The organism is Psychrobacter sp. PG1 (assembly GCF_014897815.1).
In the GTDB taxonomy this organism is placed as follows: domain Bacteria; phylum Pseudomonadota; class Gammaproteobacteria; order Pseudomonadales; family Moraxellaceae; genus Psychrobacter.
This window is the reverse complement of record NZ_JABUZG010000057.1, coordinates 202,601-217,350: the sequence shown is the minus strand read 5'-3', so window position 1 is coordinate 217,350 and position 14,750 is coordinate 202,601. Positions and strand designations below refer to the sequence as shown.

At 43.1% G+C, this 14,750-nt stretch carries 11 protein-coding genes; 7 read left to right on the top strand and 4 right to left on the bottom strand.

What is annotated here, in order from left to right; all coding sequences use genetic code 11:
• Positions 1-459: 459 nt before the first annotated feature.
• Positions 460-1,863, bottom strand: coding sequence for a class II fumarate hydratase (gene fumC, locus INT03_RS08980; RefSeq protein ID WP_193008670.1), 1,404 nt, complete (start codon positions 1,861-1,863; stop codon positions 460-462).
• Positions 1,864-2,058: 195 nt separating this feature from the next.
• Here fumC and INT03_RS08975 point away from each other — a divergent pair, with 195 nt between their 5' ends.
• The 3 genes from INT03_RS08975 to INT03_RS08965 are packed head-to-tail and all read left to right on the top strand — an operon-like array spanning position 2,059 to position 3,402.
• Positions 2,059-2,712 carry a 5-formyltetrahydrofolate cyclo-ligase gene (locus INT03_RS08975; RefSeq protein ID WP_193008669.1) on the top strand — a complete coding sequence of 218 codons (654 nt, stop codon included), beginning with the start codon at positions 2,059-2,061 and terminating at the stop codon, positions 2,710-2,712.
• Positions 2,709-2,960 (top strand): hypothetical protein, encoded by a 252-nt coding sequence (locus INT03_RS08970; protein WP_193008668.1) that lies wholly within the window; start codon positions 2,709-2,711, stop codon positions 2,958-2,960. Before INT03_RS08975 ends, INT03_RS08970 begins: the two co-directional genes overlap by 4 nt.
• Positions 2,941-3,402 (top strand): hypothetical protein, encoded by a 462-nt coding sequence (locus INT03_RS08965; protein WP_193008667.1) that lies wholly within the window; start codon positions 2,941-2,943, stop codon positions 3,400-3,402. The genes INT03_RS08970 and INT03_RS08965 overlap by 20 nt, the downstream gene beginning before the upstream one ends.
• Positions 3,403-3,475: 73 nt before the next feature.
• On the opposite strand, the gene INT03_RS08960 is transcribed toward INT03_RS08965, so the two are convergent.
• The gene (locus tag INT03_RS08960; protein ID WP_193008666.1) at positions 3,476-4,849 is read right to left on the bottom strand and encodes a Na+/H+ antiporter family protein; all 1,374 of its coding nucleotides are present in this window, start codon (positions 4,847-4,849) and stop codon (positions 3,476-3,478) included.
• A 615-nt stretch (positions 4,850-5,464) separates the two neighbouring features.
• Here INT03_RS08960 and lon point away from each other — a divergent pair.
• The 3 genes from lon (at position 5,465) to INT03_RS08945 (ending at position 9,947) form a co-directional block, all read left to right on the top strand.
• A complete protein-coding gene (lon, locus tag INT03_RS08955; RefSeq protein WP_193008685.1) occupies positions 5,465-7,897 on the top strand; it encodes an endopeptidase La in 2,433 nt (810 codons plus the stop codon).
• A gap of 142 nt (positions 7,898-8,039) precedes the next feature.
• The gene (locus tag INT03_RS08950; RefSeq protein WP_193008665.1) at positions 8,040-9,191 is read left to right on the top strand and encodes a hypothetical protein; all 1,152 of its coding nucleotides are present in this window, start codon (positions 8,040-8,042) and stop codon (positions 9,189-9,191) included.
• 198 nt (positions 9,192-9,389) lie between these two features.
• Complete coding sequence (locus INT03_RS08945) at positions 9,390-9,947, top strand: superoxide dismutase family protein (RefSeq protein WP_045444459.1); 558 nt, start codon at positions 9,390-9,392, stop codon at positions 9,945-9,947.
• Positions 9,948-10,115: 168 nt separating this feature from the next.
• Here INT03_RS08945 and topA read toward each other — a convergent pair whose 3' ends face one another.
• Positions 10,116-12,782, bottom strand: a complete 2,667-nt coding sequence (gene topA, locus INT03_RS08940; RefSeq protein ID WP_193008664.1) for a type I DNA topoisomerase — start codon at positions 12,780-12,782, stop codon at positions 10,116-10,118.
• A 287-nt stretch (positions 12,783-13,069) separates the two neighbouring features.
• On the bottom strand, positions 13,070-13,666 hold the full coding sequence (locus INT03_RS08935; protein ID WP_193008663.1) for a hypothetical protein: 597 nt from the start codon (positions 13,664-13,666) through the stop codon (positions 13,070-13,072).
• 500 nt (positions 13,667-14,166) lie between these two features.
• Here INT03_RS08935 and INT03_RS08930 point away from each other — a divergent pair, with 500 nt between their 5' ends.
• Positions 14,167-14,640 (top strand): DUF2799 domain-containing protein, encoded by a 474-nt coding sequence (locus INT03_RS08930; protein ID WP_109589456.1) that lies wholly within the window; start codon positions 14,167-14,169, stop codon positions 14,638-14,640.
• The last annotated feature ends 110 nt before the right edge of the window (positions 14,641-14,750 follow it).

The following is a 14,750-nucleotide window of genomic DNA, read 5'->3' as shown; positions in this document are numbered from 1 at the left end:
AGATTCGGGTGCGTTGCACTTCGATGTTGAATCCAAGTATAATTAGAATGGTCATAGATAAGAGAATACAAACAGGGACGTTAGCGGCGAACTATTTTTAGTTAGTCTAATCGTTCGCTCTTATTGTGCATGTGTTGATTTACTATGATGATTTAAAAATTATTTTTCATCATCACTTACCTATGTGCTTATTCTAACCAAGGTTTTAGTTTTACTCGTTATAAATATTAGTTGACTTGTTGTTTGAGGGTAAGACATTGTTTCGCTCGATGTATGTACTTCAATTAATAGACAAAAAAAGACCCTGAACATCCGTTTATAAAGGATGACAAGGTCTTTTTGTTTATAAATTCTAAGTGGAATAAATATGACGCTGCTACCAGAAAGACGAGTGCAAATTGTACTGCTCGTACATTAAGCGATTCTGACGCCGTAGCACATCATTATTTGGTCTACTGCTTACTTAGGGTTTACCATATCAGCAGGAATAACCCACTCATCAAACTGAGCTTCAGTTAATAGCTCTAGCTCAACCGCAACTTGCTTCAAAGTTTTGTTTTCTTTATAAGCAGTTTTAGCGATTTTCGCCGCATTTTCATAACCGACATGACGGTTCAATGCCGTTACTAGCATCAATGAATTATGCAAGAAGTCATCGATTTTATCTTTTACTGGCTCGATACCAACGGCACAGTTTTCATTGAAGCTGTTGCAGCCATCACCCAAGAGTTTGATAGATTGCAATAAGTTAAACGCGATAACTGGCTTATAAACGTTGAGTTCAAAGTTACCTGATGCGCCAGCCATGCTGATAGTGACATCATTACCCATTACTTGAGCGACAACCATGGTCATCGCTTCTGACTGAGTTGGGTTTACTTTACCCGGCATGATAGATGAGCCTGGCTCATTTTCAGGAATTGTCAATTCGCCCAGACCACAACGAGGACCTGACGCTAACCAACGTACGTCGTTAGCGATTTTATTCAAGCTACCCGCTAGGGTTTTTAGTGCGCCAGAAGCAAATACTTCAGCATCACGAGCGGCTAATGCTTCAAATTTATTTGGTGACGTCACAAATGGTAGACCAGACAAGGTTGATAATTGCTCAGCTGATTTTACCGCGTAATCAGGATGGGCGTTTAGACCCGTACCAACCGCAGTACCACCTAATGGCAATTCATATAGACCTTGTAGTGCATTATCAATACGAGTCAATGAGTGGTCAAGTTGGCTAACATAGCCGCTAAACTCTTGACCCAAAGTCAAAGGTGTGGCGTCTTGTAAATGCGTACGACCGATTTTAACAATGCTATCGAATTCTTTGGCTTTAGCCGCTAATGTGTCGCGTAGTGCTTTTACCGCTGGGATAAGCAGGCTGTTGATTTCACGAGCAGCGGCAACACGAATCGCCGTTGGGAAGCTGTCGTTGGTAGATTGAGCATGATTGACATGATCATTTGGGTGAATCGGCGTGTAGCTGCCGCGCTCAGAACCAGCAATTTCGTTGGCACGGTTGGCCAACACTTCGTTCATGTTCATGTTTGACTGCGTACCAGAACCCGTCTGCCATACAACCAATGGAAACTGATCGATTAGGCCACCATTGATGATTTCATCAGCGGCTTGCACGATTAAATCGCGCTTGTCAGCGTCGATACGCTCTAGGCTTGCATTGGTGATTGCAGCGGCTTTTTTGACCAGTGCCATTGCTTCAATCATTGGACGTGGCAACGTCTCGCCACCGATTTTAAAGTTCTCACGGCTACGCTGAGTTTGCGCACCCCAATAAGCGTCAGCTGGGACTTCCACGTTGCCCATGGTATCTTTTTCGGTACGAGTTGCCTGATTCTGTGTCGACATAACTACCCTCTTTGATGGTTTGTTGTATAGCTGCTGCGAAAAAAGTGCAACACACGCTGCACATAAAGGAAAATACGCTGTAAAGTGGCGTTATGATAGCATGACTAGACCGTGTTGAATATTCACAAATAGCCATTGCTGCTCTCTACAAGCAACAGCCATCATCAATTTAATACATTATGGGATAGTCTATCTATGCATCCTGAGTTAAAACATTCTGAGTTTCAGACATCTACCGTTAGCAATCCGCCGAGACGGCAATTTACCCGTCAGCGTCGGCAATTAACGGCTGGCGAACGTAGACATTACGCGCGCATGGCAAGTTTGCATTTAGTTAAGTTGCAACAACGCTTAGCACCGCGTGCGCGTATTGGTTTATATTACGATGGCTTTGGCGAATTACCTACTCAGCTACTATTGGATTGGTGTCAACGCTTAGGCTATTTACCTTACTTGCCAGTAGTTGGCTCGCTCGGTCGTACTAGAAATGGTAATGATGATAAACGTCTGCGCTTTGTGCCTATTTATCAGTCGAAACTGCTGAATATACCGACGCGCATTCATAGCTTAGGTATGAAGCAAAACCATCATCGCCGTCTACTTTGGGCGCGCGAATTGAATGTTATTATCTGTCCGTTAGTAGCAGTAGACCTAAACGGCAATCGTATGGGCATGGGTGGCGGCTTTTATGATACGACCCTTAACAAAAGCTATCGGTCAGGCGCTAAAAAGCCATTAAAAATTGGCTGGTGTTATGATTTTCAAGTGGTTGAACAATTACAGCGGCAACCGTGGGATGTGCCACTAGATGGCTTAATTACGCCAAGTGGCATAAGGTCGTTTAGATGAAAGAGGATAAGAAAGCGATGGATACTAACTCTAGCGCTGATCATGTGGATGAGTATTTGCAAACGTTAGGTAACGAGGACGCTAGAGAGTTGCGTTACTATAGTCAAGAACAGTCCTTCAACTCCGATGAATTAGCAAAGGTGGTTAATGAGAAACGCTTAAATGAATTACTGGCGCAGAGTGATGCGTTTTTGCGTGGTTTGAATGATGGGATAAAAGATTTTGAAAATGACAATAAAGACCCATAGAGGATTTGGAAAGACAACAATGAGCTACTTTCGCTCAAAACCACTAAGGGTAGTTTTTGCTATTTTGTGGATCATTTTCGTCGGTCTTATTATCACTTTAGGTTTTAGCACAGATCCCTATTTACTTCACGTTCAGAATATTCCTCTTCCGCATCCCTATCCTATAGAATTAGTCGTTATATTAATAATGGCAATGCTGTTTCATTTAAGCTTACTGGTGACTATGGATGTATATATGGATAGTCGCTGGAAGTTTTTCACTATGCTGGGGACTAGCATTTTATTTTTATTTGGTTTCGGTATGATGGCGATGCATGCACCGCCGTCATTAAGTGGGATGATTTTTTGGACGTTTTTGTCCTCTTTGCTATTTTTATTGCTTTGCTTGTGGCAGGTCTATTTATGTGTTTTAAGGCGATTTTTTCGTAGAGAATCAGTTTAATAACAAGGTAATTGACATTTTAAAGCTGGGTTAAAAACCCAGCCTACACCAAACTCTACTTAACTTTGATAGCCTACAACACCATCGCTGCAATCCAACCAAATATCAATAATGGAATATTGTAATGCAAGAATGTCGGCACCACACTGTCCTTGATATGGTCATGCTGACCGTCGATATTTAGACCAGAAGTGGGTCCAAGAGTCGAATCTGACGCTGGAGAACCTGCATCACCGAGCGCGCCAGCCGTACCAATAATCGCCACGGTTGCTAAAGGCGAAAACCCTAAAGAGATACATAGCGGCACATAAATCGCGGCCAAGATAGGAATGGTCGAGAATGACGAACCAATACCCATGGTCACAATTAAACCAATTAATAGCATAATAAATGCGGCTATCGCTTTATTACCTGCGAATAATGACGCGGCACCATCAACCAAGGGCTGAATCTGCTCAGTCGCTTTCATGACTTCCGCAAAACCCTGCGCGGTAATCATAATAAAGCCAATCATCGCCATCAATTTGATACCGTCATTAAAGACTGTATCGGCTTCACTCCATTTAACGACGCCCGTCGCCATAAAGACGCCAAAGCCAAACATTGAGCCAAGCAAAAGTGAGTCGGTATACATCTGCACCACAAATGCCGTCACAATCGCGGCAAGCGCCACCAACGTTTTCATCTTACTTTGTGCTTGCGCACTAGCTGCGGTTTTGCTTAACGCATCACCCTCTAACACGTCATCATGCGCAGCTTTATCAATTGCTAGCTGCTGATACTGGCGCGGTTTACGGTAGCTGATAAATACGGCGACGAGCAAGCCTACAAACATACCCAAAGCCGGAATTGCCATGGCTTTGGTAACTGAGATGTTACTGATATCAATGCCTGCTTCACCGACGTTTTTCAGCATGATTTGATTGAGATAAATATCGCCAAAGCCATACGGAATAAACATGTAAGTGGTCACAAGACCAAAAGTCAGTAGACAAGCAATTAAACGTCTATCGATGTGCATACGATTAAAGGCGAGCAATAATGGCGGTACCAGCAATGGAATAAAGGCAATATGAATAGGAATTAAGTTTTGGCTAAAGCAGCTCATGGTGATTAAACCTGCAAACAGCATGTATTTAATCATGCCACCTGCCCCTATACCTGCGCCGCCCGCATCAATGCGTTTTATCACCGCCCCTGCCAGTGACTGTGGCAATCCTGAATGCGCAATCGCCACTGCAAAAGCCCCAAGCAGCGCATATGACAGCGCAATTTGTGCGCCATTACGGATACCTTCTTGAAAGGCATTCAAAGTATCGGTCATACCCAAACCAGCGATGAGTCCGCCTGCCAGCGCACCGATTAATAAGCTGAGTACCACGTGTACACGCGCCAAAGACAGCCCTAGCATGATGATGACTGCCAGCAGTACCGCATTGATGGTCATATATTGCCTCTTATTCTGTCTGCTATAGCCTGATTAAGACCTATTAATATCTCATGGACGATAGATATCACCCTTGCCTCTAAACCGCTTGATGCTTAAACCACCGTTTAAGACGCGCGTCAGTTTACCTTATTTTGCACACAAATCCTACGCACAGAACCCAATAGGTGTTAGCTACGACTTCTTACCCATGCTCTGTATACATTAAATTTCAGCTAATATTTAAAATTATGAATAACAATATGACTCGCAGTCTTTAGATAGATATAACTATTTTGCGCAGATAAGCGTGTGACTTTGCCTACAAGCCTTGCAATTTTATCGGTGAGCACCATTTATCTAAACATGAACCACGAACTTGACTTTACAAGTCTGGTGAACGAGGAAGAATATATGAGTGAACATAAAATTACCCAAGACAATATCGACATCGATGTCGACGTTTCATCTACTGTTGCTGATGATCAGGAGCGAGACAGCGCGCCTGACGATACGACAGGTGATGTAGCTATAACAGCTGATCGCGTTGAAGATGGTGATAGCAAAGATAGTGATGATAAAGATAATGAAGACAAGGACAACACTATTGAAGACGATGACGCAAAAGACGATAGTATAAAAGGTGACGGTACAGAAAACTATTTACCACTACTAGCATTGCGTGATGTGGTTGTTTATCCGCACATGCAAATTGCCTTATTTGTCGGCCGTGCGCCGTCGGTAAAAGCCGTGGAATTGGCACAAGCTGAGTATGGCAATAAAGTATTGGTCGTGGCGCAAAAAGACTCGCTAACCGAAGATATTGATCAAGATAACTTGTATCAGTACGGAACGGTTTGCCGCATCGTCAGCACTATGCCGCATGATAGCGATGAAAATTGCATCAAAGTATTGATCGAAGGTCAATACCGTGCGCGCGTTGATACTATAGAAAATCACGACACATTATTGATGGCAAGCTTTGAGCGTGCTGACCTTGATGTCAGTATGGATGAGAGCCAGCAGAAAAACACGATTCAAGCATTGACCACATTGTTTGAAAGCTATGCGGATGCGCGTCTGCGTAATGCTCGCGAGCTGACTCGTGTGGCAAAACGTATCGATGATTTGCTTGAGTTGGTCTATTTCATCTCGACCCGTGTATCGATGGATTTAGATATTAAGCAATCATTCTTAGAAAATGATGACCTTAAAACCCATATCAATACCTTAACCGAATATTTGGTTAAGCAGAGTGCTGAACAAAATATCGAGCAAGATATCCAAGAAGCTGTCCGTCAGCAAATGGAAGACAATCAGCGCGAATACTTCTTAAACGAGAAGATGAAAGCCATTAAAAATGAGCTGTCAGATATGAATGACGGTGCGTTTGATGGCGAAGATGATGTGGCTGAGCTAGAGCAGCGTCTAGAAGATGCCGACTTGCCAGAAGATGTGCGTAAAAAAGCGGATCAAGAGCTGAAAAAGCTCAAAATGATGCCACCTGCCTCGAGTGAGTCGTCAGTGGTGCGCAACTATATTGAATGGATTTTGGACACACCGTGGAATGCCACAACCAAGGTTTCCATCAATTTAGAAAAAGCAAAAACGGTATTGGACGAAGATCATTACGGCTTGCAAGATGTGAAAGATCGCATCTTAGAATACCTCGCCGTGCAATCAAGAGTGAAAAAACTTCGCGGTCCGATTCTTTGTTTAGTCGGTCCTCCAGGTGTTGGTAAAACCTCATTAGGCGAGTCGATTGCCCGTGCGACTGGTCGTAAATTTGTACGTATGGCGCTTGGCGGCGTGCGTGATGAAGCGGAAATCCGTGGTCATCGCCGCACTTATATCGGCGCGATGCCGGGTAAAGTTGTTCAATCGCTGGCCAAAGTTGAAGTTAAAAACCCGCTGTTTTTGTTAGATGAAATCGATAAAATGGCGCAAGACTTCCGCGGTGATCCAGCCTCAGCATTGCTTGAAGTGTTAGATCCCTCACAGAACGATACGTTTAACGACCATTATTTAGATATGGATTTAGATTTATCGCAAGTGATGTTTATCTGTACTGCCAACAGCATGGATATCCCGCCTGCCCTGCTTGACCGGATGGAAGTCATTCGTCTGCCGGGCTATACCGAAGAAGAAAAGGTCAATATCGCGCAGAAGTATCTTGTGCCAAAAGCGATCAAGAATAACGGTCTCAAAGAAGGCGAAATTGAGATTGTAGAAGCGGCATTACATAGCATCGTGCGTAGCTATACCCGTGAAGCCGGTGTGCGTAACCTTGAGCGTGAAGTCAATAAAATCTGCCGTAAAGTGGTTCGCGGTTCGGTTGAAAGCCATGGCGCCCGCGCTCCGAAAAAAGCAGAACGTCAGCTGGTTGTGGTCGATGACAAAAATATCGATGATTATCTCGGTGTCCATCAGTACGATTATGGTCTGGCTGAAGAAGAGCCTGAGATTGGTCGTATTACGGGGCTTGCTTGGACGCAAGTCGGTGGTGAGCTACTTACTATCGAAGCGGTGGCGATGAAAGGTAAAGGCGAGCTAAGCTTTACCGGTTCGCTCGGTGACGTGATGAAAGAATCGATTCGCGCTGCCATGAGCGTGGTACGTGCTCGCGGTGATAGCTTAGGTATTGATTATGAAACCTTTAAGACGACTGACGTCCATGTGCATATGCCAGAAGGCGCGACCCCGAAAGATGGCCCATCAGCTGGTGGTGCTCTTACCACAGCGCTAGTCTCTGCATTGACGGGCATTGCTATTCGTCCAGATATCGCTATGACGGGTGAGATTACACTACGCGGTAAAATCCTGCGTATCGGTGGTCTCAAAGAGAAGCTACTAGCTGCTCATCGAGGTGGAATCAAGCATGTGTTGATTCCAGCGACTAATGAGCGTGACTTAGCTGATATCCCTGATAACGTCAAAGCCGGTCTGACTATTCAGCCAGTGGCAACGATTGATGAGATATTGAAGGTTGCCTTGGTCAGTATGCCAGTTCCTCTTAAGCTTGCGAAAGTCACAGTCGATAAAACCTCAAGCAAAGCATTGCATAACTAATTGATTATTTGATATTCAATTCTTAAGAAATAAGAGCCGCTCATTACTATAATGAGCGGCTTTTTTTTGGCAAAAATAAAGAACATCTTTAATAATACCTTATGCTATATTTTAGACAAATGTTTATTTGGTAATAGCTATAATGTTAAACCACCTGATTTTAAACCGCTTAACGCTATCTTTATTGCTCGCTATCTCTTTTCCAGCAGCGCTAATAGGTTGTCAGTCTAATATTGCAAAAGATAATTCTACACCTGCTAACTCAATAGTGACTGGCTCTAGCACTTCTGCTCCAATATCATATCAGCCCATCATAAAAACTGAAAAGCTGGAAGAAAAAATTGTAGTGGTAGCTGATGAAACAGCTAATGAAGTTATGACGCTGCAATGGGCAAGTAATTATTATTGGCAGTTAACACAAGTTAAAGACAAAAAAAGTAACGCTATTAATATTAACACTGACGCGCCGATTACTTTAGAAATTGCGCCCAGTTCGTTAAGCTTGTTTCAAGGCTGCCAACATTTTGCTATCAAATTCGTATGGATGTCCGCACCGCCTTTTGAGTATGGTAGCGAGCTTAGAGAAAGATCCTCGACCTGCGAAAGTGCTACTGAAAATAAAGTAAGTAACACAAATATCAAAAAGTTATTTCCTAACGATAATAATATTATTAAGTTAGATGTTGAGCTATTACCAGTCGCAAAAATCAAACTCGTTAATACTCAAATGGCATCGAAAAACTTGGTCATTAAAATCGAAAATGGCAATACGTTAACATTTGATGGTACGCCTAGGACATTTAAAGAACCGACTGGACTCCCTATTGATAAGGCATTATTAGAGCACTATGACTGGCGGCTGGTTAGCGCCGTTCGTAATACTTTTAATGACAAAGGGCAGGTAATATCTCGAGAGTCTATTGGTCATTTTTATCATCCAGAGTTTCCAGTGTCGCTAAAATTTAGAGGGTATGACGATAGTCAATACGCATTTTTTAGTTCTAGCTGCAATGGTATCGGTGGTCCTTATATTTTGATGAAAGATTATACATTGCTAGTTGGCTCGGGACCACAAACGCTCATGGGCTGCGGTGTTACTGGTAATAGAATTGAGGGCGAACTTGCTAAGCTTATCAGTAATAGCCAGAGCACTCTTAGTTTGAGTTTGCAACCTTCACAATCAATATCGCCAACAGCAGACGATCAGACTGATATGTCTCGCTATAATTTATTGCAAACGATGGAGACTGGCGAAACTCTAGTATGGCAAAACGAAGTAAAAACAATCCCGTAAACAATTTAAAACCCATACGATACTTACATTTATTAACCGATTGTTGCGCAGTTGATGAATAACTATATCTAATCCTTAGCTATACTGATGACGACATTAACGAATGTTTATAGAAATCAAAAGATACTTACCTATAAACCTTCAAGAGTTAGCTTTTTATCAAAAATAACTAAATATTAAAAATAATTGGAGATAATAATGAATAAGACAATGCTTGCAAGTGCCCTATTATGTGGTTCAGCGTTAGTAATGACGGGTTGCCAAACGGTCGAAGGTCAAATGCAAACTGGCAATCCACTTAGCCAACCTGCCTTAAAATCTACTATCAATGCAGTCGCTGGTAATAAAAATGAAGTGGGTCAAGTATTCTTACGTCCAGTTGATGGCGGCGTACAAGTCTACGGTAAGCTGATGAATTTGCAGCCGGGCAAGACGGTATCATTACATATTCATGAAACAGGCAGCTGTGCTGATATGGGTAAAGCAGCAGGTGGTCACTTTAATCCTGACAATAAGCCTCACTCTAATCCTGATGATATGAATGGTCATGCTGGCGACTTGCCTAACCTGACTGCCAATGCAGATGGCGTGGCTACTATTAACTATGTGAATAAGAAAATCTCTGTCGCTGATGCAGGTAAATATAGCGTTAATCGTCTAGCCTTTATCGTGCATAGCGGTGCTGACGACTATACTAGCCAACCAGCTGGTAATGCAGGCGACCGCGTTGCTTGCGGTATCATCGAAAAGAACTAATAGCATCTGAGATTAGCTGTTATTGATATCACAAATATGAATAGCACAAAAAAACCTCTTAGATTCTAAGAGGTTTTTTTGTTTAAAATTTTATAGCTTAAAACAATATTGATGATACAAAAGCTCATATATTAACAATCAATCACCAAGGTAAAAAGTAAAGGAGACTTATTCCTCTACCCACTTGCCATTACGCCAATACACACCCCAACGTGTGGCCTTACCGTTTTTCTCAGAGCCGATATATTGCTCTTTCTTTTTACGTGACCAGCGTAAGATGGTGGGATTACCATCTGGATCTTCATCTGGACCTTCAAACAAATACTGGAATTTATCTTCCATTTTATCTTTGATTTCGCGTAGCTCAGCCAGCTTTGGTGCGCGTGTCTCGCGTACTTTCGGGAATTTAGACGCCGCCAAGAACATCCCAGCTGCCCCTTCACGCAAGATAAAGTAATCATCGTGCTTGGTTGATTTCAGCTCTGGCAGATGAATAGGATCCATGCGCGGCGGTGCGGCTTCGCCTGTTTTTAGCACTTTACGCGTATTATCACATTGCTGACAAGCGAAGTAAGGACCAAAACGTCCCGTCTTTAGCTCCATTTGTCCATCGCACTTATTACAGTCAATGGTTGGAGAATCAGAGCCAGGCACTTCGAACTTGCCTTCTTCTAAGACATAACCATCACAATCAGGATTGTTACCACACACATGCAGTTTCAGACCGCCATCGACGATATAACCATTCATTGCCGTGCTACATTTCGGGCAACGCTTTTTCTCCATCAAATCGCGAACTTCTGCCGCTTCATCATCGCCTTCTGCCTCATCAAGATTGGCAAAAGCTTCGACGGGCATTAAATTCTTAGTGCCTTTACAGCGCTCTTTTGGCGGTAAATTATAGCCAGTACAACCTAAGAATACACCCGTTGAGCCAGTACGTAATTGCATTGGACGATCGCAAAGATCGCAATGCACGTCTGGTACGTCAGTTGGATCATTTGGACGCATACCGTCTTTTTCTTTGGCGCGATCAAGCGTTGTTTTGAAGTCGCCATAGAAATTATCGAGGACATCTTTCCAATCTGTATCACCTTCTGCGACATGGTCAAGCTTGTCTTCTAGCGCGGCGGTAAAGGTATAATCCATCAAATCTGGGAAGCTTGCGGTTAGTCTGTCGGTGACGATATCACCCATTTTTTCAGCAAACAGGCGCTTGTTCTCAAGCTTTACATAGCCGCGATCTTGAATGGTCGAGATGATAGACGCATAAGTTGATGGACGACCGATGCCCTTTTTCTCAAGCTCTTTCACCAAACTTGCCTCGGTATAGCGCGGTGGCGGCTTGGTGAAATGCTGACTCGGATCGAGCTTATCTAGTATTAATTTATCGCCTTTTTTCACATCTGGTAATAAGGTATCGTCAGTTTTTGCCGGTGGCATAACCTTGGTGTAACCATCAAATACTAACGTACGACCACGTGCTTTTAGCTCGACATCATTGGCAGCGACGAATAGATTCACTGACAAATATTTTGCTGGCAGCATCTGACAAGCGACAAACTGACGCCAAATCAGCTCGTACAGGCGGATGGCATCACGCTCGACCCCTTTAAGCTGCGTTGACTTCATATTGACGTTAGAAGGACGAATCGCCTCATGCGCCTCTTGTGCGCCTTGTTTGTTGCCGTAGAAATTTGGCTTTTCTGGTACGTATTTTGCGCCATAGCTGTCTTCGATATAGCCACGTACCGCAGCAAGTGCATCACCAGATAAGAAAGTCGAGTCGGTACGCATATAAGTAATATGACCCGCTTCATATAAGCGCTGTGCCAAAATCATGGTCTTTTTAACTGAAAAGCCCAATCGTGTGCTGGCTGCTTGCTGTAATGTCGAGGTGATAAATGGCGCACTCGGACGCGACTGCGTTGGCTTCTCTTCACGCTCTTTGACGATAAAGTCACTTGAGTTAAGAATTTCTAAGACTTTATCTGTCTGCTCTTTATTGACGAGCTTAAGCGTTTTGCCGCCTTGCTTGGTCGCCTCTAAGCGAATCGCAATTTGCTCAGCGTCCTTTTTGCTACTGGCAACGTGAGTATCGGCATGAATTTGCCAATACTCTTCTGGTGTAAAGGCGCGAATTTCATGTTCTCTTTCTACGACCAGACGCATAGCAACGGACTGGACGCGACCTGCAGAGAGACCACGAGCAACCTTTTGCCACAGCAACGGCGATACCATAAAGCCAACAACACGGTCTAAAAAGCGCCGTGCTTGCTGAGCATTGACACGATCGATATCAAGTTTGGATGGCTGCTTAAAGGCATTTTGAATGGCAGATTTGGTAATCTCATTAAAAACCACACGCTCATACTTACTGTCAGCGCCGCCGATGACTTCTTTAAGATGCCACGCAATCGCCTCCCCCTCTCTATCCATATCCGTTGCCAGATAGATTTTGTCAGCGTCTTTAGCTAAGGCTTTAAGCTCTTTAATGACCTTAGTTTTATTTGGTAATACTTCATAAACTGCTGCCCAGTCATGTTCTGGATCGACGCCCATGCGCCGTACCAAGGCTTGCTGGGTTTTTTCTTCTTTGCTTAGACTGTCATCTTTTTTGGTCGTTGTTGGTTTTTTTGCACTTTTGCTTGCGCCAACTGGTAGATCACGGACATGACCAATACTGGAGCGCACGATAAAGTCATCGCCAAGGTATTTATTGATTGTTTTTGCCTTGGCAGGTGATTCTACAATCACCAAAGACTTGCCCTTTGGACTGCCTTTGGGATTACCAGCAGCGGGCGCTGGACTTTTTTTGGTTGCGGTTTTTGCCATATGTGACGACACCATTATTATATGAGTAAATTAAAAGTAAGAATAAATACAGCAGCATGGCAATTTATAATTGTGAGTTATAGTAGCGCGGTGAATCATTATAGTAATAGCTGCTTAAAAAAACGTTTATAAAACAAACAATAACCATAAGATAAAGAGTCAGTTATAAAGACGTTACACTGCTAAGCGTTACACTGTCAACTGTAAATGACTGAGAGTTTGCCAAAAGTGCTTGCATATTGCTTATAAATGGAGATTAAAAAATTATTTTCTACCTTGTAGCCGTTTTATAGGCGCTTTTGCATCTCTGACGCCCATTGTTCAAGCTGTTTTTTGAGCACCAACAAATCTGCTTCAATCAATTTTTGCTGATAAGCGGGATTGGATGAAGGACGCACATAAGCGATATCTTCCCAATAAATCACGATACTATTGGCCTTAGTCAGCAAACCTTTAACAAACGGCTCAATACTGACTGGCAAATCTAGCGACGCTTTATCCAAGCTAAAATTGGTCTTCTTGATAATCGTATTATTAGTGCTGTTATTAGCACGAATCGCACTTGGAATCGTGAGCTTAACATCATCTTTGGTTGTATCGATAAAACTACTATCTGGTCGCCATTGCCCATCAATCACTTGATAGCGCGTGTGCGGCAGCTGCACATCATCTAACACTAAACAGTATTGACCTAGCATTCCACGCCCATATTCGTTGTCTTTACCTTTGATCCAATCAGGGCAACTCACCAGCTTTGGATTCAATTGCAAACGGCGCGCGGTCATGCGCAGCTTATCCAAACGCTGATCGATACCGTTAGGTTTGAGCGCCATCATACTCCCTAATACAAATAGTACAATGATAACGCCAATGAATGTTCCCATGATGATCCGGCCTTTTGGATAAATGAAAATGTACTAAAAAATAAAACCACTACTATCTATACAACAGGCTACAACAAAGACAGTGATTGCCCAGCTAACTATAAAAAAGCAATCATTGATTGTTTGAGCAGTAACTTTTTAACCAGTCATTTTCTAACCAGTAGCGTTCTAATGTATGGCTGTTTAACAAACGATTGTCTGAATACTGGCTACTATATAGAAGCTTATAATGAGCACGAACCGTTAAAAATCAAGCATGATGAGTTGATAACCACCAATCACTCACGTTTTCGAATCTCGATGGTTCGGCTATATGTACTAATAGATCAAACACTTAACTCGAATAAAAAACAGCATAATAACGAGATACAAAAAGTTGTCATCATCAAAAAGTGCTATGATAAACCATAATTTTAAACGCGCGCAGGTTTATTATGAATTATCTTCTTAAGCGAAACTCATCGACCACTTCACTAGCGAGCAAATGTGTCCATAAACTCATGAGTAAAACTGGGCTTACCCTCTCGCTAGTAGGCGCTGCCTTATTTACCCTATCAGGCTGTGCAACGACGCAAAATCTTACCCCGCAGCAATGTCAGGAAAGCAACTGGCAAGAAGTCGGCTATGCTGATGGCTTGCAAGGGCGTTCAGGTGCTTATTTTGGTCATTACGCTGATAGCTGCGCAAAGGTAGGTGGTCCCATGCCCAACCGCATACAATGGGAGCAAGGGCGACAGCAAGGTCTCAAAAGCTACTGCACCGAGCTCAATGCTTATAAACTTGGTCGCGAAGGCTACGACTGGCAGCCCGTTTGTCCGCTCGAAGGCATCGAAAAGCTAGAAGAAGCTTACGCGCAAGGACGTTACTACTATATCCGTCAACGTGATCTCGATTACCTACGTTCGCCTTATCCGTTTGGCTACGGGCCTGGGCGCTTCGGTTACGGCTATCATCCCTTTGGCTATGGCTGGTAAAAAGAAAACCCCAATGAGTACTTAATTTGAGGTTTAAGTACTCATTGAGGCTGGAGAAAAGTTTATTATTTTTGTTTTATTATTATATTAGCTACCTTTTTGATGGTTGG